This is a genomic window from Nocardioides litoris (assembly GCF_006346315.1).
Lineage (GTDB): Bacteria > Actinomycetota > Actinomycetes > Propionibacteriales > Nocardioidaceae > Nocardioides > Nocardioides litoris.
This window is the reverse complement of record NZ_VDMR01000002.1, coordinates 643,946-666,614: the sequence shown is the minus strand read 5'-3', so window position 1 is coordinate 666,614 and position 22,669 is coordinate 643,946. Positions and strand designations below refer to the sequence as shown.

General features: G+C 75.6%; 21 protein-coding genes. 6 read left to right on the top strand and 15 right to left on the bottom strand.

Translation table 11 applies throughout. From position 1 onward, the window contains the following. The 4 genes from topA to FJQ57_RS11220 form a co-directional block, all read right to left on the bottom strand. Positions 1-2,712, bottom strand: a complete 2,712-nt coding sequence (gene topA / locus FJQ57_RS11235) for a type I DNA topoisomerase (protein ID WP_139980192.1) — start codon at positions 2,710-2,712, stop codon at positions 1-3. 119 nt (positions 2,713-2,831) lie between these two features. After that, positions 2,832-3,272: a DUF2510 domain-containing protein gene (locus FJQ57_RS11230; protein WP_139980190.1), complete on the bottom strand. Its 441-nt coding sequence runs from the start codon at positions 3,270-3,272 to the stop codon at positions 2,832-2,834. 135 nt (positions 3,273-3,407) lie between these two features. Beyond that, positions 3,408-4,157, bottom strand: a complete 750-nt coding sequence (locus tag FJQ57_RS11225) for a cyclase family protein (protein WP_139980188.1) — start codon at positions 4,155-4,157, stop codon at positions 3,408-3,410. A 116-nt stretch (positions 4,158-4,273) separates the two neighbouring features. Continuing rightward, entirely contained in the window at positions 4,274-5,740 is a 1,467-nt protein-coding gene (locus tag FJQ57_RS11220) for a N5-glutamine methyltransferase family protein (RefSeq protein WP_139980185.1), read from the bottom strand. Positions 5,741-5,797: 57 nt separating this feature from the next. Between FJQ57_RS11220 and FJQ57_RS11215 the strand changes: the two genes are divergently transcribed. Further along, entirely contained in the window at positions 5,798-6,808 is a 1,011-nt protein-coding gene (locus tag FJQ57_RS11215; RefSeq protein WP_139980182.1) for an Ig-like domain repeat protein, read from the top strand. 70 nt (positions 6,809-6,878) lie between these two features. Here the strand turns inward: FJQ57_RS11215 and FJQ57_RS11210 are convergent, their stop codons facing one another. Both FJQ57_RS11210 and FJQ57_RS11205 read right to left on the bottom strand, forming a co-directional pair. Further along, positions 6,879-9,194, bottom strand: coding sequence for a sodium-translocating pyrophosphatase (locus FJQ57_RS11210; protein WP_139980180.1), 2,316 nt, complete (start codon positions 9,192-9,194; stop codon positions 6,879-6,881). A 206-nt stretch (positions 9,195-9,400) separates the two neighbouring features. After that, positions 9,401-9,739, bottom strand: a complete 339-nt coding sequence (locus FJQ57_RS11205) for an anti-sigma factor antagonist (RefSeq protein ID WP_139980178.1) — start codon at positions 9,737-9,739, stop codon at positions 9,401-9,403. Between the two features lie 181 nt (positions 9,740-9,920). Here FJQ57_RS11205 and FJQ57_RS11200 point away from each other — a divergent pair, with 181 nt between their 5' ends. Next, a complete protein-coding gene (locus FJQ57_RS11200) occupies positions 9,921-12,416 on the top strand; it encodes a DEAD/DEAH box helicase (RefSeq protein ID WP_139980176.1) in 2,496 nt (831 codons plus the stop codon). A 2-nt stretch (positions 12,417-12,418) separates the two neighbouring features. On the opposite strand, the gene FJQ57_RS11195 is transcribed toward FJQ57_RS11200, so the two are convergent. Beyond that, entirely contained in the window at positions 12,419-13,147 is a 729-nt protein-coding gene (locus FJQ57_RS11195; protein ID WP_211348854.1) for a TetR/AcrR family transcriptional regulator, read from the bottom strand. 82 nt (positions 13,148-13,229) lie between these two features. Between FJQ57_RS11195 and FJQ57_RS11190 the strand changes: the two genes are divergently transcribed. Then, on the top strand, positions 13,230-14,072 hold the full coding sequence (locus FJQ57_RS11190; protein ID WP_139980172.1) for an NmrA family NAD(P)-binding protein: 843 nt from the start codon (positions 13,230-13,232) through the stop codon (positions 14,070-14,072). Positions 14,073-14,087: 15 nt separating this feature from the next. On the opposite strand, the gene FJQ57_RS11185 is transcribed toward FJQ57_RS11190, so the two are convergent. The 7 genes from FJQ57_RS11185 to ssd form a co-directional block, all read right to left on the bottom strand. Next, positions 14,088-14,447 (bottom strand): Rv3654c family TadE-like protein, encoded by a 360-nt coding sequence (locus FJQ57_RS11185; protein ID WP_246081746.1) that lies wholly within the window; start codon positions 14,445-14,447, stop codon positions 14,088-14,090. Then, entirely contained in the window at positions 14,444-14,833 is a 390-nt protein-coding gene (locus FJQ57_RS11180; RefSeq protein WP_139980170.1) for a TadE family type IV pilus minor pilin, read from the bottom strand. Before FJQ57_RS11180 ends, FJQ57_RS11185 begins: the two co-directional genes overlap by 4 nt. After that, the gene (locus FJQ57_RS11175; RefSeq protein WP_139980168.1) at positions 14,830-15,021 is read right to left on the bottom strand and encodes a DUF4244 domain-containing protein; all 192 of its coding nucleotides are present in this window, start codon (positions 15,019-15,021) and stop codon (positions 14,830-14,832) included. The genes FJQ57_RS11180 and FJQ57_RS11175 overlap by 4 nt, the downstream gene beginning before the upstream one ends. A gap of 141 nt (positions 15,022-15,162) precedes the next feature. Then, positions 15,163-15,894, bottom strand: coding sequence for a type II secretion system F family protein (locus FJQ57_RS11170; RefSeq protein ID WP_246081745.1), 732 nt, complete (start codon positions 15,892-15,894; stop codon positions 15,163-15,165). Beyond that, positions 15,894-16,670, bottom strand: a complete 777-nt coding sequence (locus tag FJQ57_RS11165; RefSeq protein WP_139980164.1) for a type II secretion system F family protein — start codon at positions 16,668-16,670, stop codon at positions 15,894-15,896. Before FJQ57_RS11165 ends, FJQ57_RS11170 begins: the two co-directional genes overlap by 1 nt. Before the next feature lie 8 nt (positions 16,671-16,678). Continuing rightward, on the bottom strand, positions 16,679-17,851 hold the full coding sequence (locus FJQ57_RS11160; protein ID WP_211348853.1) for a TadA family conjugal transfer-associated ATPase: 1,173 nt from the start codon (positions 17,849-17,851) through the stop codon (positions 16,679-16,681). Then, positions 17,848-18,990: a septum site-determining protein Ssd gene (gene ssd, locus FJQ57_RS11155; protein ID WP_139980160.1), complete on the bottom strand. Its 1,143-nt coding sequence runs from the start codon at positions 18,988-18,990 to the stop codon at positions 17,848-17,850. Before ssd ends, FJQ57_RS11160 begins: the two co-directional genes overlap by 4 nt. Positions 18,991-19,188: 198 nt before the next feature. On the opposite strand from ssd, the gene FJQ57_RS11150 reads away from it, so the two are divergent. Next, entirely contained in the window at positions 19,189-19,980 is a 792-nt protein-coding gene (locus FJQ57_RS11150; RefSeq protein ID WP_139980158.1) for an HAD family hydrolase, read from the top strand. Between the two features lie 18 nt (positions 19,981-19,998). Here the strand turns inward: FJQ57_RS11150 and FJQ57_RS11145 are convergent, their stop codons facing one another. Continuing rightward, positions 19,999-20,631, bottom strand: a complete 633-nt coding sequence (locus FJQ57_RS11145; RefSeq protein WP_139980156.1) for a hypothetical protein — start codon at positions 20,629-20,631, stop codon at positions 19,999-20,001. Between the two features lie 75 nt (positions 20,632-20,706). On the opposite strand from FJQ57_RS11145, the gene FJQ57_RS11140 reads away from it, so the two are divergent. Together FJQ57_RS11140 and FJQ57_RS11135 are read left to right on the top strand one after the other, a co-directional pair. Then, positions 20,707-21,240 carry a hypothetical protein gene (locus FJQ57_RS11140; protein WP_139980154.1) on the top strand — a complete coding sequence of 178 codons (534 nt, stop codon included), beginning with the start codon at positions 20,707-20,709 and terminating at the stop codon, positions 21,238-21,240. Further along, positions 21,237-22,640, top strand: coding sequence for a PGAP1-like alpha/beta domain-containing protein (locus FJQ57_RS11135; RefSeq protein ID WP_139980152.1), 1,404 nt, complete (start codon positions 21,237-21,239; stop codon positions 22,638-22,640). The genes FJQ57_RS11140 and FJQ57_RS11135 overlap by 4 nt, the downstream gene beginning before the upstream one ends. The last annotated feature ends 29 nt before the right edge of the window (positions 22,641-22,669 follow it).

Genomic DNA, 22,669 nt, shown 5'->3' with positions numbered 1-22,669 from the left:
TCAGGACTTCTTGGCCGCCTTGGTCGCCGTCTTCTTGGCGGCGGTCTTCTTCGCCGGCGCCTTCTTGGCCGCGGTCTTCTTGGCCGGGGCCTTCTTGGTGGTCTTCTTGGCCGCCTTCTTCGCCGGGCCGCGCTCGCGGCGGTCAGCGAGCAGCTCGGCGGCGCGCTCGGTGGTGATCGACTCGACCGAGTCGTCCTTGCGCAGGGTGGCGTTGTACTCACCGTCGGTGACGTACTCGCCGAAGCGGCCCGACTTGACCACGATGGGGTTGCCGGAGACCGGGTCGTTGCCGAGCTCCTTGAGCGGCGGCGCGGCCGCGGCGCGACCACGCTGCTTGGGCTGGCTGTAGATCTTCAGCGCCTCGTCGAGGTCGACGGTGAACAGCTGCTCCTCCGAGGTCAGCGACCGGGAGTCGGTGCCCTTCTTCAGGTAGGGCCCGTAGCGACCGTTCTGGGCCGTGATCTCCTCGCCCGACTCGGGGTCGGCGCCGACCACGCGGGGCAGCGAGAGCAGCTTGACGGCGTCGTCGAGGGTGACGGTGTCGAGCGACATCGACTTGAAGAGCGAGCCGGTGCGCGGCTTGTCCTTCTTCGGAGCGTCCTCGGGCAGGAGCTCGGTGACGTAGGGGCCGTAGCGGCCGTTCTTGGCCACGACCTCCAGGCCGGTCTCGGGGTGGCGACCGAGCTGGATCTCCTCGCCGGCGGGATTGGCGAAGAGCTCCTTGGCCTTCTCCAGCGTCAGCTCGTCGGGGGGCAGGTCGTCGGGCACGTTGGCCCGCTTGCCGGTCGGGTTGCCCTCGTCGTCGGGCCCCTCGAGGTAGGGCCCGTAGCGACCCACGCGCAGGTGGATGCCGGAGTCGGGCCCGCCGACGGGGAAGGTCGCCAGCTCGCGGGCGTCGATGTCGCCGAGCCCGGTGACCAGGTCGCGCAGCCCCTGCACGGAGTCGGAGCCGTAGTAGAACTCGGTGAGCTCGCTGACCCGGTCCTTGCGGCCGCCGGCGATCTCGTCGAGCACGTCCTCCATCGCGGCGGTGAACTCGTAGGACACGTGCCGCGGGAAGTGCTCCTCCATCAGCCGGATCACCGAGAAGGCCAGCCACGCCGGCACCAGCGCGGTGCCCTTCTTGTAGACGTAGCCGCGGTTGAGGATGGTCCCGATGATTGAGGCGTACGTCGAGGGCCGACCGATCTCGCGGTCCTCGAGCTCCTTGATCAAGGTGGCCTCGGTGTAGCGGGCCGGGGGCTTGGTCTCGTGGCCGTTGGCCGAGAGCGAGGCCGCGGAGACCGCGTCGCCCTGCTCGAGCGCCGGCAGCCGGGTCTCCTGGTCGTCCTTGGCGCCGCCGTCGTCGGTGCCCTCGACGTAGGCCTTGAGGAAGCCGTGGAAGGTGATGACGCGGCCCGAGGCGGAGAACACGACGTCCTCGCCGGTCGTGGCCGGACCGCCGAGGCGGATCGAGACGCTCTGCCCGGTCGCGTCCTTCATCTGCGAGGCGACGGTGCGCATCCAGATCAGCTCGTAGAGCCGGAACTGGTCACCGGTCAGCCCGGTCTGGGCCGGGGTGCGGAACGACTCGCCGGCGGGCCGGATGGCCTCGTGCGCCTCCTGGGCGTTCTTGACCTTGCTCGTGTAGGTGCGCGGCTTGTCCGGGACGTACTCGGCGCCGTACAGGTCGCGGGCCTGGGTGCGGGCCGCGTTGATCGCCCCGTCCGACAACGTGGTCGAGTCGGTGCGCATGTAGGTGATGTAGCCGTTCTCGTACAGCCGCTGCGCCACCGACATCGTCACCGACGCGCTCATCCCGAGCTTGCGCCCGGCCTCCTGCTGCAGGGTCGTGGTGCGGAACGGGGCGTACGGCGAGCGCCGGTAGGGCTTGGACTCCACCGACCGCACGTCGTACGACGTGTCGGCCAGCGCCGAGACCAGCGACTCGGCCCGGGTGCGGTCGAGGTGCACGACGTCGGCGCCGGCCTTGAGCTGCCCGTCGGGGCCGAAGCTGCCGCCGGAGGCGACCCGCTTGCCGTCGAGGGAGTGGAGCTTGGCCGGGAACATCCGCTGGTCGTGCTTGCTGCCGGCGTCGAAGGTGCCCTCGAGGTCCCAGTAGGAGGCGACTCTGAACGCGATGCGCTGCCGCTCGCGGTCGACGACCAGCCGGGTCGCGACCGACTGCACGCGGCCCGCGGACAGGCCCGACATGACCTTCTTCCACAGCACCGGGCTGACCTCGTAGCCGTAGAGGCGGTCGAGGATGCGGCGGGTCTCCTGGGCCTCGACGAGGTCCATGGCCAGGTCGCGCGGGTTGGCCGCGGCGTCGAGGATCGCCTGCTTGGTGATCTCGTGGAACACCATCCGCTTGACGGTGACGTCCTTCTTCGGCTTCAGCTCGTCGAGCAGGTGCCACGCGATGGCCTCGCCCTCGCGGTCCTCGTCGGTGGCGAGGTAGAGCTCGTCGGCGTCCTTGAGCAGGCTCTTGAGCTTGGAGATGTGCGACTTCTTGTCGCGCGGCACGACGTAGTAGGGCGTGAACTCGTTGTCCACGTCGACCGCGAGGCGGCCCCACGGCTTGTCCTTGATCTTGGCCGGGGTGTCGGCGGCGTTGTTGGGCAGGTCGCGGATGTGCCCGATCGACGACTCGACGACGTAGTCCTTGCCGAGGTACCCACCGATGGTGCGGGCCTTGGCCGGGGACTCGACGATCACCAGCTTGTGTGCCACTGCTTGTTCTTGCTCCTCTGCGGCGCCCGCTGCCGGGTCCCGCGTGGTTGCGTCCCCGCTCCGGGGCTCGTCGGGGCTGACGGTAGCGCGTGGTGTCCAGCGGCCCGCCCGCCGACGGGTCAGCCGAGCGCGGCGCGGGCGAGGAGGAAGGTGACCAGCCCGACGACGAGCGAGGCAGCCAGGACCGCGCCGACGACCGCGCCCGCCCGGGCCGGGGTGAGCGTCACGGTGCCCGGCCGCGCGCTCGTCCCGGGGTGCCGGCCGGGCTGGACGCCGGACGGCGGGGGCGGCGGAGGCGGACCCGCGGGGCGGTGGCCGGGCGCGGGCTGCGCGGGCGACCACAGCGGCGCCGGCTCACCCGCGGCGGTCCGGGGCTGCGAACCCGGGGCCACGGTGGCGTCGTCGAGCCCCGAGCCACCCGGGTCACCGGGCCGCGCCGAGCCCGCCGGCGGGGCGGCGTACGGCGTGGGCGAGGTGGCCTCGCTCCAGGTGCCGCCGTCCCAGTACCGGTAGGAACCGGGGGTGCCTGCGGGGTCGGGGTACCAGCCGGGCGTCGCCACGGGGCGACTGTAGTGAGGGGCCGTCGTACGGGGACAGGCGAACCGTGGCCGGACCCGAGGCGGCACCGGCGTGTCGCCGGCGTGTCGCGGTCCCCGGCCGCCGATGTGCCCGTCGCCGCACGGCGGCGGGGCCGGTCAGCGCGGGTGGATGGCGAAGGCGCGCGCCGGGAACCCGGAGCCGCCCTGCGGCTTGGGCCACGACGCCACCAGCAGGGCGCCGGCCTCGGGCACCTCGTCGAGGTGGGCCATCAGCTCGAGCTGCCACCGGTCGTGCTCGAGCACGAGCAGCTCGAGGCCGTACTCGCCGCGGGAGGTCGAGGAGCCCGGGTCGGTGTCGGTCTGCTCGTGCCCGACGCCGACGACCCCGACCTCGGTGAGCAGGTGCTCGAGCACCTCGCGCGACCAGCCGGGGTAGTGCGCGTCGCCGGCCTCGTCCTTGTTCTCCATGGCGGCCCGGTCGGGCCAGCGCTTCCACCAGTCGGTGCGCAGGGCCACGAAGCACCCCTGCGGCATCGGGCCGTGCCGCTCCTCCCACGCCCGCACGTCGTCGAGGGTCGGCGTGGCGTCGGGGTCGGCGGCGACCCGGTCGGAGATGTCGAGCACGACGAGCGGGAGCACCATCTGGTCGACGGGGATCTGGTCGACCGTGCGCGCCCCGAGCACGAAGTGCGACGGCGGGTCGACGTGGGTGCCCCACTGCCCGACGATCGAGTAGCGGTGGACCTCGAACCCCGCCCCCTGCTCCATGTCGAAGACCTGCGCGCGCTCCTCGTCGGGGAAGGCCGGGAAGTGCGGCTGCCCGGGGAAGAACGCGTGGGTCAGGTCGGTGTAGACGTGCTCGGCCCGCAGCCGGCGCTGGAGGTCCCACAGGGGGTGGTCGGTCATGCCGCCCACCCTGCCACGCCGCCGACCGGGGTAGTCCCTGACGAAATGGTCGTCGATCGTGCGGTTCGACGACGATTTCGTCAGGGACTACCCCCCGTCCGGGGTCGGACCGGGGGTCAGGAGGGCGACAAGAAGCCCTCCGCGACGAGGTCGCGCGCGACCGGGAGGTACGTCGCCCGCGTCTGCTCCGGGTCGGCGTCGAGGAGCTGGGCGACGGCGTCCAGGATCGCCCCGAGGGGCAGGTCGCCGTCGCAGGCGCCGACCAGCGCCGCCTCGACCGTGTCGGCGGTGCGGGCGCGGCGGAACCCCCGCTGCTGGCGCAGCACGATCGTCTCCGGGTCGGCGACCCCCACCGGCCCGTGCGTCTCCTGGACCACGTCGGGCCGCACGACGAGGTGGTCGCCGGGCCCGACCCCGTCGGCCACCCGCGCCGCCCGCCCCCACTGGCCGACGGCCTCGGCGATCGGTTGCTCGACGTCGTACGGCCAGGAGAGGAGGTCGTGCCGCACGGCGGCCTCGCCGGTGTGGTGGAGGTTGACCCAGCCGAACCCCACGGCCTCGATGCCCTGGTCGTCGAACCACGACAGCCAGGTGTCGTAGCGCTCGAGGTAGTCGGGGGCGCCGTGGCGGCCCGCGTCCTTGAGCCACAGCTCGACGTACGCCGCGGGGTCGAGCACCTCGCGCTGGACGACGAGCGCGTCGTGCTCGGCGGGCAGCCACCCGGCCAGCCGGTCGTCCCAGGAGCGCCCACGCTCGACGACCCAGTTGGCCAGCACCTGGCACCAGCCGCCGGGGGCGAGGTGGTCGGGCGCCCGGCGCACGACGTGCTCGACGACCTCGTCGCCGGGCAGCCCGGAGTCGCGGTAGACCAGCCGCTCGTCGCGGCCGAACCGGCCCGGCGAGATGACGAACGGCGGGTTGGTCGCGACGAGGTCGAACCGCTCACCGCGCACCGGGGCGAAGAACGACCCGTCGCGTACGTCGACCTCGACCTCGTTGAGAGCGGCGTTGAAGCGGGCCACGGCGAGGGCGCGGGCGTTGACGTCGGTGGCCACGACCCGGCCCGCGTGCCGGGCCAGGTGGAGGGCCTGCACGCCGCAGCCCGTGCCGAGGTCGAGGGCCGAGCCGACCTCCTCGCGCAGGGTCAGCTGGGCCAGCGACGTCGAGGCGGGGCTGATGCCGAGCACGTGGTCGGGCCCGACCCGCTGGGGACCGCCGTCGAGACCCGGGGTGAGGTCGCTGACGACCCAGAGGTCCTCCTCCTCGGTGGCGTAGGGCCGGCAGTCGAGGCGGGCCACGACCTCGCCGACCGACTGGTCCAGCAGGCCCGCGACCGCGAGCCGGTCGACCAGACCCGGCAGCGCGCGCTCGGCGTCGGCCAGCGGGACTGAGGTCTGCAGGAGGAACAGCCGCACCAGCACCTCCACCGGGCTGCCGCCGCGGGTGCGGGCGAGGCCGGGGGCCGTCTCGTTGCGCAGCAGCGCGTCGTGGGCCCGGGGGCCGAGCACCTCGGCGACGCCGTCGACGGTGAAGCCGGCCGCCACGAGGGCGGCGCGCAGGGAGGGAGCCAGGGCTGCGTCCATGGAGGCATCCTGCTCGATCGCCTGCCGCCCGGGGTCGCGCGGTCCTACCCTCCCCCCATGCCTCCCTCCCCCCGCTCCCCCCGCCTGCGGCCGGCCCTGGTCGCCGGCGCGCTCGTCTCCGGGCTCCTCGTGGCCCCCGTGACCGTGGCGGCGCCCGCCTCCGCGGCCCCCTGCCTCGACGTCCTCGGGGTCCCGGTCTGCCTCCTGCCACCTGAGCCCACCGCCCAGAGCGCCCTCACCATCGGCGGCGACAAGCGCATCGGCGGCACCGTCTCCGCCGACGGCCTGACCTGGGACCAGCCCAACGTGGACACCACCTACCAGTGGTACGTCGACGACCAGGTGATCGCGGGCGCCACCGGGCGCACCTTCACCCTCACCTCCGCCCAGTTCGACGAGGGCGTGGTCACCGTGCGCGCCCAGGGCCAGGGCCGGGGGACCCCGGGCACCGCGGCGTGGCCAGGGTTCGAGCCCGCCCGGGGCGCGCCGATCCGCGCCACGGCCCCGCCCACCGTGGAGGGCACGCCCAGGGTGGGCTCGGAGCTGCGGGTCGACCCGGGCACCTGGAGCCAGCCGTCGCCCGACTTCACCTACCAGTGGTACCGCCTCCGGACCGACGGCACGCCGGAGGGCATCGCCGGAGCCGGGTCGGCGACGTACACCGTCCGACCGGCCGACGCCGGCCGCCGGCTGGTGGCCGGCGTGGCCGCCGACGCGGTCGGGTTCGAGAAGGGCCTGGCCTCGACGCCGATCCTCCAGGTCGGCCGGGCCGCGAGCCTGACCCGGCTCTCCCTGCCGCGGGTGCGCGTGAAGCGCACGCAGGTCCCCAAGATGACCGTCGTGCTCTCGAGCCTGGTGCAGGGCCTGCCCACCGGCGTCATCACCGTCTTCGACGGCGGTCGGCGCGTGCGGTCGCTGCAGGTCGGGGCCGGCGCCCGTGGCCTCGTGAGGTTCTCGATCCCCCGCCAGAAGGTGGGCCGACACCCGTTGTCGGTGCGCTACAGCGGCGACACCACCCACCTCCCCAGCACCTCCTCGACGGTGGTGCTCACGGTGACCCGCCGCTGATCCCGCCGCCCCCCTGACGCGACTGACCCGCCGCCCCTGGGGGCGGCGGGTCAGTGCGTTCGTCGGGCTCTCAGGCGGTCGCGCCGGGCGGGGCCTGCGCCGGCACGTCGTCACCGATGGCGCTGTCGCGCTGCTTGGAGATGTAGACGACCACGACGATGATCGCGGCCGCGACCAGGGCGATGAGGATGCGCACCGTGTCGTTGGAGTCCTCCCCGACGCTGAGCGAGACGACCGCGCTGGCGATGAGCAGCGAGACCAGGTTCATCACCTTGATGAGCGGGTTGATGGCCGGGCCGGCGGTGTCCTTGAACGGGTCGCCGACGGTGTCGCCGATGACGGTGGCCGCGTGGGCCTCGGAGCCCTTGCCGCCGTGGTGACCGTCCTCGACCAGCTTCTTGGCGTTGTCCCACGCACCACCGGCGTTGGCCAGGAAGACCGCCATCAGGGTGCCGGTGCCGATGGCGCCGGCCAGGAAGCCGGCCAGCGCGGTGAACCCGAGGCCGAACCCGACCGCGATCGGGGCCATCACCGCGAGCACGCCGGGCGTGATCAGCTCGCGCAGGGAGTCGCGGGTGACGATGTCGACGACCTTGCCGTACTCCGGGCGTCCGGTGCCCTCCATGATGCCGGGGATCTCGCGGAACTGGCGGCGGACCTCGTAGACCACCGCGCCCGCCGCGCGGGCCACCGCGTTGATGGCCAGGCCGGAGAAGAGGAACACCACGGCCGAGCCGAGCAGCACGCCGACCAGGACCGAGGGGTCGAAGACGAACAGGCTGAACAGCTCGCTGCCGTCGGCGTTGGCCGCGGCCAGCTCGTCGAGGACCGTGGTGGCGTAGGAGCCGAACAGCGCCGTCGCCGCGAGGACCGCGGTGGCGATGGCGATGCCCTTGGTGATGGCCTTGGTGGTGTTGCCGACGGCGTCGAGGTCGGTGAGGATCTGCGCGCCCTCCTCGCTCACGTCGCCGGACATCTCGGCCACGCCCTGGGCGTTGTCGGAGACCGGCCCGAAGGTGTCCATGGCCACGATCGAGCCGACCGTGGTGAGCAGTCCGCAGCCTGCGAGGGCCACGGCGAACAGGGAGATGGCCAGCGACCCGGTGCCGAGCAGGAACGCCCCGAACACCGCCGCCCCGAGGACGATCGTGGTGTAGACGGCCGACTCGAAGCCGACCGACAGGCCGGAGAGGATGACCGTCGCGGCGCCGGTGAGCGAGGTCCGGCCGACGTCCTTGACCGGCTTGTACTCGGTGCCGGTGAAGTAGCCGGTCAGGGCCAGGATCGCCGCGGCCAGCACGATGCCGATGACGACGGCGAGGGAGGCGATCAGGGCCGGGTTTCCGTCGGGGGCGTCCTTGGAGATGCTGTCGAGCACGGTGCCGGCGAGCTCGAAGTCGTCAAAGCTGGTCGGCAGGTAGACGAAGGAGAGCACGACGCTGGCCACGGCGCCGATGGCGGCGGAGATGTAGAAGCCGCGGTTGATCGTGGACAGGCCGTTGACGCCCGCCTTGGGCGTGGTGATGTAGACGCCGAGCACGGCGGTCAGCGCACCGATGGCGGGGATGAGCAGCGGGAAGACCAGCCCCTTGTCGCCGAAGGCCTGCGCGCCGAGGATGAGCGCGGCGACCAGCGTGACGGCGTAGGACTCGAAGAGGTCGGCGGCCATGCCGGCGCAGTCGCCCACGTTGTCGCCCACGTTGTCGGCGATGGTGGCGGCGTTGCGCGGGTCGTCCTCGGGGATGTTGTTCTCGACCTTGCCGACGAGGTCGGCACCCACGTCGGCGGCCTTGGTGAAGATGCCGCCCCCGACCCGCATGAACATGGCGAGCAGCGCGGCCCCGAAGCCGAAGCCCTCGAGCACGTCGGGCGCCTCGTCCTGGAAGAACAGCACGACGAGGCTCGCCCCGAGCAGGCCGAGCCCGACGGTGAGCATGCCGACCGTGGCGCCGGTGCGCAGGCCGATGGTCATGGCGGGCTCGCGGCCGACGGTGTTGGCCGCGGCCGCGACGCGGAGGTTGGCCCGGACGGCCAGGCTCATGCCGAAGTAGCCCACCGCGGCCGAGAAGCCGGCCCCGACCAGGAAGAACACCGACCGGAAGATGCGGACGACCGTGTCGTCGGCCGGCAGCGCCAGCAGGGCGAAGAAGGCGATCGCGGCGAAGATCGCAAGGGTGCGGAACTGCCGCTGGAGGTAGGCGTCGGCGCCCTCCTGGACCGCTTGCGCGATCGCCTTCATGTTGTCGGTGCCTTCACCGGCGGCGAGCACTTCCTGGCGGAACACGTACGCCATCGCCAACGCGCCGAGCGCGATGACGGCGACGACGATGACCAGGACGAGGTTGCCGCCGGAGACTTCCACAGCTGCGGGGACGAACCCGGCCATGTTTCCTCCTGCATGGGGTCACGGCTGGGCCGGTGTGACCCAGGTCTCGTGGGAGACGGGTCGGATCCTACGCACGCCGGGACGCACGTCGGCACCAGGGTGTGACCCGCGCCACGTCGCGTGTCGCACGACTGCGGACGCACACGACCGCCCGACCGCAGGGCGGACGGGCAGTGGTCAGGCGGTGGTGGTCAGGCGGGCGGGCCTCAGGCCTGGGCGAGCGCCGACTCGGCGGACTCGTGGATCACGAACACCTTGGCCAGGCCCGTGATGCGGAAGATCTTGAGCAGCCGGTCCTGGTTGCAGACCAGGCTCAGCGAGCCGTCGTGGGCACGGACCTTCTTCAGGCCACCGACCAGCACGCCCAGGCCGGTCGAGTCGAGGAACTCCACCGCCTCCATGTCGATCACGAGGTGGTAGGTGCCGGCCGCGACGAGCTCGGTGATCTTGTCCCTCAGCTTGGGGGCCGTGTAGACGTCGATCTCGCCGCCGACGGCGACGATGGTGCGTCCGTCGACGTCGCGCGTCTCAAGACTCAGGTCCACGTGATCTCCCGGGAGGGCGGTTGAGAGGGTGCGGCACACGCAGCGCCGCGCCATATCAAACCACGCGCGGTGGGGCGGGCCTAAGCAAAGGACCTTACCGGCTGGTCACCTCGGCGCGACCGGCTCCGGCCGGGCGTCCGCCGGGCGAGGGCTGTCCCCGCCCTGTGCCACCATCGCCGGCATGGCCGTCCCCCCTCCGCCGCCCCTCGCGGCGGCTCCCGCTGCGGGTGGCGCGGCCGGTGGCGCGGCGGGCGGCGCGGCGGGCGGACGGCGGCCCGACCGGCTCCCGCGACAGGAGGTGGCCCAGCTCGTCGCACGCCTGGCCGCGGCGCCCGGCCGCGGCGACCGCCTGACCCACCTCGAGGTGCGGCCCCGGCGCGCCGCCGAGCCGGTCGACTGGCCCACGTGGGCCGACACCGCCCTCGTCGCCGCGCTGCGCGCCCGCGGCATCGAGCGGCCCTGGTCGCACCAGGTCGCCACCGCCGAGGCGGCCTGGCGCGGCGAGCACGTGGTGCTGGCCACCGGCACCGCGTCGGGCAAGTCGCTGGGCTACCAGCTGCCGGCCCTGTCCGCCGCCGCGGCCCGGCGCGGCGCGCGGGGCCAGCGTGGCGCCGGCACCCTCTACCTCGCGCCGACCAAGGCCCTGGCCCACGACCAGCTGACCTCGCTGCTCGACCTGCGGCTGCCGGCCCGCATCGCCACCTGCGACGGCGACAGCTCCCGCGACGAGCGTGACTGGGCCCGCGCGCACGCCGAGTACCTGTTGACCAACCCCGACATGCTGCACCGCTCGATCCTGCCGGGGCACGAGCGGTGGTCGTCGTTCCTCGGGTCCCTGCAGCTCGTCGTCGTCGACGAGTGCCACCACTACCGTGGCGTGTTCGGTGCCCACGTCGCCCACGTCCTGCGCCGGCTGCGCCGCGTGTGCGCGTCGTACGGCGCGGAGCCGACGTTCGTGCTGGCCTCGGCCACCACGGCCGAGCCGGCCGCCACGGCCGGGGCGCTCACCGGCCTCGACGTGCGCGCGGTGACGCGCGACGGGTCACCGCGGGGCGAGGTCACCTTGGCCCTGTGGGAGCCGCCGCTGACCACGCACACCGGCGAGAACGGCGCGCCCGTGCGCCGCGCCGCCACCTCCGAGACCGCCGACCTGCTGGCCGACCTGGTCGCCGAGGACGTGCAGACCCTGGCCTTCGTGCGCTCCCGGCCCGGGGTGGAGCAGGTCGCGCTGACCGCCTCGTCGCTGCTCGAGGAGGTCGAGCCGGGCCTGGGCGCCCGGGTCGCGGCCTACCGCGGCGGCTACCTGCCGGAGGAACGCCGGACCATCGAGTCCGCCCTGCGGTCCGGCGAGCTCACCGGCCTGGCCGCCACCAACGCCCTCGAGCTCGGCATCGACGTCAGCGGGCTCGACGCCGTGCTGGTCGCCGGCTTCCCCGGCACCCGGGCCGCGCTGTGGCAGCAGGTCGGGCGGGCGGGCCGCGGCGCCCAGGACGCACTCGGCGTGCTGGTCGCCCGCGACGACCCGCTGGACACCTACCTCGTGCACCACCCCGAGGTCCTGCTCGACCAGCCCGTGGAGGCGCAGGTCTTCGACCCCGGCAACCCGCACGTGCTAGGCCCGCACCTGTGCGCCGCCGCGCAGGAGCGCCCCCTGGTCGAGGACGACCTCGCGTGGTTCGGGCCCGGTGCCCGAGCGGTGCTCGACCAGCTCGAGGCCGCAGGGGTGCTGCGCCGGCGCCCGCGCGGGTGGTTCTGGACCGACCGGCGCCGCGCAGCCGACCTCACCGACATCCGCAGCGCGGGCGGCTCGCCGGTGGCGCTCGTGGAGGCCGGCACCGGCCGGGTCGTCGGCACCGTCGACGGCGGCCGGGCGCACGGCACGGCCCACGACGGCGCGGTCTACCTCCACCGCGGCGACGTCTGGGTGGTCGAGCACCTCGACCTGGAGGAGCGGGTGGCCACCCTCGAGCGGCGCGACCCCGGCTGGACCACCAGCGCCCGCGAGGTCACCGACATCACCGTGCGCGGCGAGCGCGAGCACCGCACGTGGGGCCGGTGCCGCCTGAGCCTGGGTGACGTCGAGGTCTCCCAGCAGGTCGTCTCCTACCTCAAGCGGCTGCGCCCCTCCGGCGAGGTCGTCGGCGAGGTGCCGCTCGACCTGCCCGCGACGACCCTGGCCACGACCGCGGTCTGGTGGACCGTCCCCGACGACGTGCTCGCCGAGGCCGGGCTCGGCCGCGACGCCCCGGGCGTCGACCTGCCCGGCGCCGCCCACGCCGCCGAGCACTGCTCCATCGGCCTGCTGCCCCTGGTCGCCACCTGCGACCGCTGGGACATCGGCGGGGTCTCGACGGCCCGTCACGCCGACACGGGCGTGCTGACGGTGTTCGTGCACGACGGCCAGCCGGGCGGGGGCGGCTTCGCCGAGCGCGGCTACCGCTCGGCCCGCCGCTGGTTGAGCGCCACCCGCGAGACCATCGCCGACTGCGAGTGCGAGCACGGCTGCCCCTCGTGCGTGCAGTCCCCCAAGTGCGGCAACCAGAACAACCCGCTCGACAAGGCCGGCGCGCTGCGGCTCCTCGACGTCCTGCTCGACGACGCCGACGACGATCAAGACGCCGGTCCGGACGCCGGTCCCGGCTCGGGACCCAGCGCCGGCCCCGCGGTGGCGGGCTGAGGTCAGGCCCGGTCGCGAACGACGCGGTCGAGCCACTCCGCGAGCAGCCCTCGCTCCGCCGCCGACAGGGCGTCGAGGTCGTCGAGCCCGGCCCGCAGCGCGATGGCGGCGGCGACGGGCCCGCCGGCGCTGTCGGGGTCGGGCTCCGGCGGGTCGAGGAGGATGCGGCCCAGGGCGGCCTCGAGCACGACCTCGGCCAGCGCGGGGTCGCGGTCCTCCGGGGCCGTGGCGAGCAGGAGCTGCACGACGCCGACGCCGGCCGCGCGGATGACCCCGACGGCGACGTCCTCGGAGACCCGCAGCCGGCGGGCGGCAGCCACGCGGCGCACGCGCGCCGCGAGCACGTCGAGCCCGGCCCGCGTGGCCGGGGAGGCCTGGAGGCGGTCGGGCTCGTTGAGCAGCCGGAAGACCCAGGGGTTGGCCAGGCCGAACTCGATCTGACGACGCCAGCTCTGCCGGACCGCCTCGACCGGGTCGTCGCCGGCCGCGGCGGAGGCCGCGGCCGCCTCGGACTTGGCCGAGACGTAGGTGGCCATGACGTGCTCGACCACGGCCTCGAGCAGGCCGTCCTTGTCGCCCAGGAGCCGGTAGATCGTGGGCACCTGCACCCCGGCGCGCTCGGCGACGCCCCGGGTGGTGACCGCGGCCGGTCCGCCCTCGCCCAGGAGCTCGGCCGCAGCCGTGACGATCGCGGTCCGGACGTCGGCCCTGCTGTCGACGGTCTCCGGCACGGACCAACGATAACGCCCCCTTGTCATCGCCGCTAACGCGGCCTACGGTGGCGTTACCAACGATCACAAGAAAGCGATACCAATGATCACCATCACGGGCGCCACCGGCGCCCTCAACGGCGCGACCGTCGACCACCTGCTCGAGCACCACGACCCGGCCGGCCTCGTCGTCGTCGCCCGCGACCCCGCGCGTGCTGCCCGGTTCGCCGACCTCGGCGTCGAGGTCCGGCACGGTGACTACGCCGAGCCCGCCTCGCTGCCGGCGGCCTTCGAGGGGGCCGACCAGCTGCTGCTCGTCTCGTCCAGCGACCCCGCAGCCGACGCCGTCGCGCTGCACCGGGCGGCCATCGACGCCGCGGCGGTCGTGGGTGTGGGGCGCGTGCTCTACACCAGCCACCAGGGAGCGTCGCCGACCAACCCCTTCGGCCCGTGCGCCGACCACGCCGCGACCGAGCGGCTCCTCGAGGAGTCCGGCCTGCTCTGGACGTCGCTGCGCAACGGGTTCTACGCCCACAGCCTGGCCTTCATGGCCGGGCCGTGGCGCGAGACCGGCGTCATCTCCGTCCCGGGCGACGGACCGGTGTCGTGGACCGCGCGGGCGGACGCGGCAGAGGCGGCGGCCGTCGTGCTCACCTCCGGCGCGACGTACGACGGCCCGGTCACCCTGACCGCGACCGCTGCCCCGACCTTCGCCGAGCTGGCGGCGCCGGCGTCGAGGGTGGTCGGTCGCGAGATCGGGTTCGAGGTGGTCGAGGAGGAGGACTGGACGGCCGCGCAGCTCGCGGCCGGACGGCCCGAGCCCATGGTCGGGTTCCTCCTGGGCTTCTTCCGGGCGGCTCGGGAGGGCTACTTCGCCGGGACCGACCCGCTGCTGGGCGAGCTGCTGGGGCGGGAGCCGAGGCGGGCCGAGGACGTGCTGGCCTGACCTCACCCCCCCCGGTCATCGGGCGGGTCCGGCACGCGCCTCGGCGTCGAGGTCGGCCCGCAGCCCGAGCCACCGGGGACCGGTGACGCGCACCGTCACCCGGACGTCGCGACCGTCGGTCGTGCAGCCGGTGAGCGTCGCCCCGTTGGCCCGGGCCAGCCCCGCCGCGGCCGCGCAGGCGTCGTCCCCGTCGGCCACCGAACGGGCGCCGGCCACGGCCGCGAGGTCGGCCGCGGCCTGGGCCTGCCGGTGGGCGGCCAGCACGGCCCCGACCACCCCCAGGGCGGCCCCGACGAGGAGCAGCACCCCGGCCATGGCCAGGGTCAGCAGCGCCGCGGCACCGCGCTCGGACCGGACCGGTCGCCGTCGGGTCACGGGGCCCCCTCGGCGAGGGCGACGGCCTGGGCCCGGACGGTGACGCCGGGCAGGAACCCGAACATCCCGCCCGGGCCGTCGACCCGCGCCGACGCCGTGGCCACCACCCGGTCGCCCTCGTGGCGGACGGTGACCGACCCGCCCGCGGGGGCCACGCGCTCCCCCGCCGCGACCGCCGCACCCTGGTCGTCGCCGCGGGCCAGGGCCCGCGCCGTCTCGCGGGCGGCGTCGACGGCCCGCACCTGGGCCGCACCGACGGCGAGCAGCCAGACCAGGCCGACGGTCACCGCCAGCAGCAGCGGCAGCGCCATCGCCAGCTCGGCCGTGACCGCGCCCCGCTCGCCCGGACGCCGGGGCCGGGAGCGGGCCCGGGTCCACGGCCTCACCCGATGCCGAGGAGGCCGAGGACGTGTTCGAAGAGGGTCTTGAGCATCGTGTTGCCGAAGCCGCCGGTGAGCAGCTGGTAGAGCAGCCCGGCCAGGCCGGCGCCGGCGGCCGTGCCCACGGCGTACTCGGCGGTCGTGATGCCGCGCTCGTCACGGGAGCGGCGGGTCGGGCGGGTGGGGAGGGGCATGGCGTCTCCTGTCGTCGCGGGCCGCCCGGTGCGGCCCGTCGCAGGGAGCCTGCGCGAGACCGGGGACGGTCGGCGACCGGCCGGTGCGCGCCTGTGGAGAGGGACCGGCGGACGGGATCCGGTGGACGACTCCTGGACTGCTCACCCGGTCACGGTGGCCAGCAGGCCGGCCACGACGGGCACCACGCCGACCAGCACGAAGGCCGGCAGCAGGCAGAGCCCGAGCGGCACGGCCGCCTTGACGCCGACCTGCCGTGCGCGGTCCTCGGCGTGCCCGCGGGCCCGGCCGGCGAGCTCGTCGGCCAGTCGCGCCACCGCCTCGACGACGGGCGCTCCGGTCTCGTGGGCCCGGGCGAGGGTCCGCCCGAGCGGGGCCAGCTCGGGATCGGTGGCGAGGTCGGCCCAGACCTGGGCCGGGGACACGCCGAGGGCGAGCCGGGCCCCCACCGCGACGAGCCGGTCGGCGGCCGCTCCCGGCAGGGCGTGGGCGACCAGGCCCACGCCGTCGGCCGGACCCGATCCGGACCGGAGCGCGGCACCCAGCAGCGCCACCACCGCCGGCAGGTCGCGCCGCACCTCGGCCCGGCGACGGCGCTCCGCCGGCGGCTCCGAGCGCCCCACCACCACCCAGACCATCCCCGCCGCCCCGGCTCCAGCGACCACCCCGGCGGTCCCGTGCACGAAGGTCGCCCCGGCGACGCCCGCGAGGGCGGTCCACAGCAGCCGGTGGCGGCGCAGCCAGCCGTCGTCGGGACCGGCCGCGGCGGGGCCGGGGTCCGGCCGGCGAGGGGGAGCGCGGTGCGGCAGCAGCAGGGAGGCGGCGGCCGCGGCCGCCGCGGCGGCGAGGCAGGCCAGCCAGGCGGGCCCGGTCATCACCGGTCGACCTCACGTGCGAGGGCCTCGATCCACGCCAGTCCGGCCAGGCCGAGACCGAGACCGGCGGCCAGGCAGGCCAGGCCGACGGGGTGACCGAGGAGGAAGCCCCACGGGTCACCGCCGGCCCCGTTGCCCATGGTGAGCGCGAGCAGCGGCAGTGCGGCCACGAGCCGGGCCGTGGCGCGGGCGCTGGCGAGCTCCCCACTGACGACGCGCCGAGTGGCGGCGTCGGCGCGGAGGCCGTCGGCGACCCGGCGCAGGGTGTCGGCCAGCCCCTCGCCGGTGCGGTGGGCCACCTGCCAGGCGGCGCCGACCACCCGCAGGTCACCCGCCCCGGGCGTGGTGGCCAGCGCGCGCCAGGCGGCCGGCACGTCGGCGCCCACCCGGTGGGCCTCGGCCACCGGGGCCAGCGCCGGCCAGTCGGCCGTCACCCGGTCGAGGGCGGCGCCGGCCGACCGTCCGGACCCGAGCTCGGCGGCGAGGGCCGCACAGGTCTCGAGCACCCGGTCGGCCGTCGCCGCGGCGGTCCGGCGTGCCCGGGCCGCGCGCCACAGCCGCCGGCCGCCGAGCGCCGTGACGGCGAGCACGGCGGCGAGGGCCATGACCGTCGGCGTACGGGAGACCCAGCCGGTGACGAGGACGGCCGCCCCCGCGACGAGCCCCACCCGCAGCGCCGGAGCAGATCCGGTCCGAGCGTCGGCCATACGTCCGGACGACGCCGGGAGCAGGGCGGCGCAGCCGGCCGCGGCGAGCACGGCGACTGCCACGCCCACGGCGGTCGTCACTCGTCCGTCCCGGCGAGGTCGAGCCGGTCGAGGAGCCGGTCGAGGCCCGGGCCCTCGCGCAGCCCGGTGGCGGGTGTCGACGCGACGGCCACCTCCATCGACACCAGTCCGTCGGGGCGCTGCACCGGGACGGCGACCTGCGCCACGTGGCGCCGCCCGGAACGGTCGCGGGCGAGGTGGACGACCGCGTCGACGGCCGAGGCGAGCTGGCTGTGCGCGGCCTCGCGGCCCAGGCCGGCCGCCAGGGCGAGGGCCTCGACCCGGGCGGGGACGTCGCGGGCAGAGTTGGCGTGCAGGGTGCCGCAGCCGCCCTCGTGCCCGGTGTTGAGCGCGGCGAGCAGGTCGACGACCTCGGCGCCGCGGACCTCCCCCACCACCAGCCGGTCGGGCCGCATGCGCAGGGCCTGCCGCACGAGCGTGCGCAGGTCGACGGCTCCGGCCCCCTCGGCGTTGGCCGGGCGGGCCTCCAGCCCGACGACGTGGGGGTGGTCGGGGCGCAGCTCGGAGGCGTCCTCGACCACCACGAGCCGCTGGTCGGTGGGCAGGCGCGCGAGGAGGGCGGCCAGGAGCGTCGTCTTGCCGGTGCCCGTGCCGCCGCTGACCAGGAACGCCAGGCGGGCGGCGAGGACCCGGTCGAGCAGCTGCGCCACGGCGGGGTCGAGGGCCCCGGCGGCCACGAGCGCGTCGAGGTCGAACCCGCCGCGCCGCGGCACCCGCAGCGAGATCGCCGTGCCGGGCCGGGCCAGCGGGGCGAGCACGGCGTGGAACCGGGTGCCGTCGGAGAGCCGGAGGTCGACGTAGGGCGAGGCGTCGTCGAGCCGTCGGCCGCCGAGGGAGGCCAGCCGCTGCGCCAGGCGGCGTACGGCGGCGTCGTCGGCGAACCGGACGTCGCTGCGCTCCAGGCCGCGACCGCGGTCGAGGTGGACCTGGTCGGGACCGTTGACGACGACGTCGGTGACGCCCGGCAGCGCGAGCAACGGCTCGAGCGGGCCTGCGCCGACCACGTCGCGCCGCAGGACCTCGTGCACGGCGAGCACCGTGGCGTCGCCGACCGGCCGGCCCGTGTCGCGCAGCGCCCGCGCCACCCGGTGCGGGGTGAGGTCGCCGGGCTCGCGGGCGAGGTGCTCGCGCACCTGCTCGACGAGACCGAGCGGCAGGTCGGCGCTCACGCCGCCCGGCCCGGGTCGCCGGCAGGCTGGCTGACCGGGAGGGCCGGCACGACCGCCGGGTCGCGCAGCCGCTCGAGCAGCTCGGCGCACCACCGCGACAGCGGGCTGCGCGGCGAGCGCACCGGACCGAGCCCGAGGTCGACGGCCTCGCCCAACCCCCGCTGGTGGGGCACCACGGCCAGCACGGGCGCCCCGGCCGAGGCCGCCACCTCGCGGGGGTCGACCGCGCGGCCGTGCAGGACGAGGGTGACCGGCGCCCGGCCGCGGTGGCGGGCGCAGACCCGCGCCGCCGCGGCGACCCCCGCCACCGTGGGCACGGCCACGACCAGCACGACGTCGCAGCGCGCGACCACCTCGGCGACCACCGGGTCGTCGGTGCGGGGCAGGTCGACGAGGACGGTGTCGTGGCCGCGCCGGCAGGCCGAGAGCGCCTCGCGGACCGCGAAGGGCTGCAGCGAGGCCGGGGTGCCGGCGTACCAGCTGAGCACGCCGACGCCCCGACGGCGCGGCAGGGCCTCGCGCAGCGCCCGGGCGCTCAGCCGGCCGGTCGTCTGGCACAACGCGTCCCAGCGGAAGCCCGCCGTGCGGTCGAGCCCGAGCACCCGGTCGACCCCGGGGCCGAGCGGGTCGCAGTCGACGACCACGGCGTCGCCCGTGCGACCGGCCACCTGGCCGAGCGCACAGGCCAGCGTGGTGGCGCCCGCGCCACCGGAGCCGCCCACGACGCCGACGACCAGGCCGCGCGGCCGGCCGGCCTCGCCGATGTCGGTGAGGGCCTCCACGACCCAGCCCTCCGAGCGGGGCAGCTCGGAGACGTCCTCGGCGCCGAGCGCGACGGCGGCGCGGAACAGCTCGTGGTCGGCCGTGCCCCACGCCAGCACGTGGACACCGTCGCGCCGCTCGGGGGCGAGGTCGGCCAGCGGGGCGGCGAGGTCGCCGCCGACCAGCACGAGGGCGGCGCGGGTCCAGGAGCGCAGGGCGGTCAGCGGGTCGGCGGCGACCTGGGGCGTGACGCCGGCGGCGGCCGCCAGGCGCTGCAGCTCCTCGCGCAGCGCCGGGTCGGCGGTGACGAGGAGCGGGGGCCGCGGGGCGCGGCGGTCGGTGGGGTGGGCACGGGTCGGGGTCCTGTCGAGGGTCATGGGCAACCGGCTGCCCGGACGCTACGGACGACCACCCCCGCTCCCCGGCGGCCTGTGGACGACCGCGTCGGCGGGGTGGCCTGTGGACGACTCCTGGACGACTTCTGGACGTCTCGGGACCGCTCCTCCCCACGCCCCGCTGCACGCCCCACCCCTCGGGGCACCCCCACCGCCCCACCGCGACCTACGATGACCGGCATGGCGCGCGCCGCGGCCTTCTTCGACCTCGACAAGACGATCATCGCCAAGTCGAGCACCCTGGCCTTCTCGAAGCCGTTCCAGGCCGGCGGCCTGATCTCGCGGCGCGCCGTGCTGCGCTCGGCGTACGCCCAGTTCGTCTACCTCGTGGGTGGCGCCGACCACGACCAGATGGAGAAGCTGCGCCAGTTCATGTCGTCGCTGGTCGGCGGCTGGGACGTCGCCACCGTGCGCGAGATCGTGGCCGAGACCCTGCGTGAGGTCGTCGACCCGATCGTGTACGACGAGGCCGTCGGCCTGATCGCCGAGCACAGCCTGGCGGGCCGCGACGTCGTGATCGTCTCGGCCTCCGGCACCGAGGTCGTCGAGCCGATCGGCGACCTGCTGGGCGCCGACCACGTGGTGGCCTCCCGGCTCGAGGTGGTCGACGGCAAGTACACCGGCGAGATCGACTACTACGCCTACGGCAAGGAGAAGGCCCGCGCGATCGAGCGGCTGGCCGCCGAGCGGGGCTACGACCTCGCCCGGTGCTACGCCTACAGCGACTCGGTGACCGACGTGCCGATGCTCGCGGCGGTCGGGTTCCCGCACGCGGTCAACCCCGACCGCGACCTGCGCAAGGAGGCCGCCTCGCGCGGCTGGCCCGTGCTGGTCTTCACCAAGCCGGTCGCGCTGCGCACCCGCGTGCCGCTCCCCCCGGCCGGGCCGACGCTGGCCGCGCTCGCCGTCGGCGGCGTCGTGGCCGTGGGTGGCGTGCTGTGGGCCGGCGCCCGGAGGAAGCGCGACGCCTGAGCCACCGCCCAGCGGTGGTCAGGAGGTGAGGTCGCCGACGAGCTCCTGCGCGACCTCCTCGAGGTCGCCGTCGTCGAGGCCGTCGACGGCGTCCCCGAAGACCAGCAGGGCCGCGTCACCGTCACCGTCGTCGGTCGGCACGTCGGCCAGCACGACGCCGTCGGGGAGCACGACCACCGCCCCCTCCTCGTCGACGTCGTCGGCGGTGCGCTGGGCGCCCTCGGTGTCGCCGCCGCTCTCCTTGATCGTCTGCGGCAGCATCGCGAGCGCGGCCGAGGCCTCCGGACCGCGCGAGACGAAGACGTCCACCTCGAGCTCGCCGTCGCCGCCCACCTCGAACGTGCACTGCAGGTAGGCGCCGGCCGTCACGTCGAGGACCGTGGCGCCGTCCTGCTGGGCGGTCAGCGGGTCCCCGGCGGGCTCGTCGGTCTGCGAGACCTCCCGACTGGCCGCGACCGCGGTGACCTCCGAGGACCGCCCCACCTCGTCGAGCGCGTCGCCCGGGTCGAGGTCGACGGGGCAGTCCTCGGCCTCCTCGTCGGCCTCGGCGATGGTCGCGCGGAGGTCCTCGGCGTCGGCCGTCGCCGCCGAGCAGCCGGCCAGGACGAGCGCAGCGGCGGGCAGGAGCAGGGGCAGGCGGGCGGGGCGCACGCAGAGACCCTAGGCCCGCCCAAGCCCGGAACCTTCCACTGACGCTCGGCCCCACGACGTACCTAGCGTGCGCCCATGGGCCCCGACGACCTCGGCTACAGCGCGCACAAACGCACCTCACCCCCGGCACCGTCCACCACGGCCGAGGAGCCGCTCGTCGCCCTCCGCCTCGCCACGACGTACGCCGACCGCACCCGTCACGTCGACGTCGGGCTGCGGGGCCGGGAGTCGGTGGTGGCGGTCGACGGCGAGGCCACGACGTTCCCGACCGAGCGGCTGTGGCCGGTGCTGCGCGACCTCCTGCCGCCGCTGGCGCAGCTGCGGGCCGACCCCCGCACGCGGCCGGCGCCGCCCGACGAGGAGCGCACACCCGGGCCGGGGTTCGTCGACGACTGCCGGGCCCTGGTCGCGGTGGCCACGGTCGCCGGCGACGAGGTCACGGTCCGCACCTGGCTGGCCACCGACGACGAGCTGTGGTCGGTGGAGCCGCGACCCGACGGGACGACGCGCACGACCGAGGCGCCCGCGGGGGCCCTGGCCGACCTGCTCGTCTGGGACGTCACCGCCGCCCTCGAGGCGCTCGTGCTCGCCGACCGGAGCGCGTCGTGACCACGCTCGGGATGGACACCGCCGCGGGGCTCGCGGCCAGCGGCTCGCTCGACGAGGGCTCGCAGCGCATCGCCGAGCTCGCCACCCTCATCGACGGGGCGCTGCGGTCGTTCGAGTGGACCGGCACCGACGCCGAGCGCACCCTCGAGACCTGGCAGGCCAGCGGCCGGCCCTCGCTCGACCGCACCGTCGACCAGCTGGGCGCGATCGCCCTGCTGATCCGGCAGGAGGCGCAGGCCCAGGACACCGCGTCGGGCACGACCGCGGGCACCACGGCAGGCACCGCGGCGAGCACCGCGGCGGCGACCCCGGCCGTGGCGCCCGGCGGTCCCGCTCCCGGCACCCCCACCCCCACCGGCACCCGCGGACTCCTCGACGGCCGGCTCGCCGACGCCTTCGCCGGGGCGGCCCGCACCGCCGGCCACGCGGGCGACCTGCTGGGCAAGATCGGCGACGTCCTCACCGGTCGCGAGCCCCACTCGATCGCCGAGATCGCGGGCGCCGCCATCGGCACGGTCGGCTCGGGCGTGGGCACCGTGCTCGACGCGTTCGACGACGACGCCGTCGACCGGCGGTGGTTCGCCGAGGGGGCGGGCGCGGTCGGCGCACCGACCCCGGTGCCGCTGACCCGCGAGCCGGGGTCGGCGACCCCGCCGCTGACCCGGCCCGACAGCCTCTCGGCGCTGATGCACGGGGTCACCGACGCCTACGCGGTCGGCAAGGACCCCTCCGTCGAGGGCGGCGACATCCGCATCACCCGCGTCGACAACGGCGGCGGCTCGACGCCCGGGTACGTCGTCCAGATCCCCGGCACCGAGTCGTGGGGACCCGGCGCCGGCACCGAGCCGCGCGACCTGTCGGCCAACGTCGCGCTCGTCGCCGGCCAGCCGACCGCGGCGGCCGAGACCGTGCGCCGCGCCCTCGATGCCGCCGGCATCCCGCCCGGGTCACCGGTCATGCTCGTCGGCCACAGCCAGGGCGGCATCATCGCCGCCACGCTGGCCTCCGACCCCGCCTTCGTCGAGCGGTACGGCGTCACGCACGTGCTCACCTACGGCAGTCCCGTCGACCACCTGCAGCTCGCACCCGGGGTCGACGCGCTCGCCGTCCAGCACCGCTTCGACGTCGTCCCGCGCCTCGACCTCGGGGGCGTCGACGGGTCGGGCACCAACCCCAACACCCCCGTCCCGACCGTCACCCTCGACAGCCCCGGCGGGGTGCTCGGCCCGGTGCGCAACCACGACCACACGCTCTACAGCGGATCCGTCGCCACCGCCATGGGCGGCGACTCCGAGGCCGGCCGCACGCTGCGCGACTACCAGTCGCGGCTCGGCGCGTTCATCGTCACGCCCACCGGCTCGGTGTCTGGCGTCGACGTGCCGGTCTCGCGCCGGCCCTGACGGCGTCCCCCTCCACAGGCCCGAAGTCA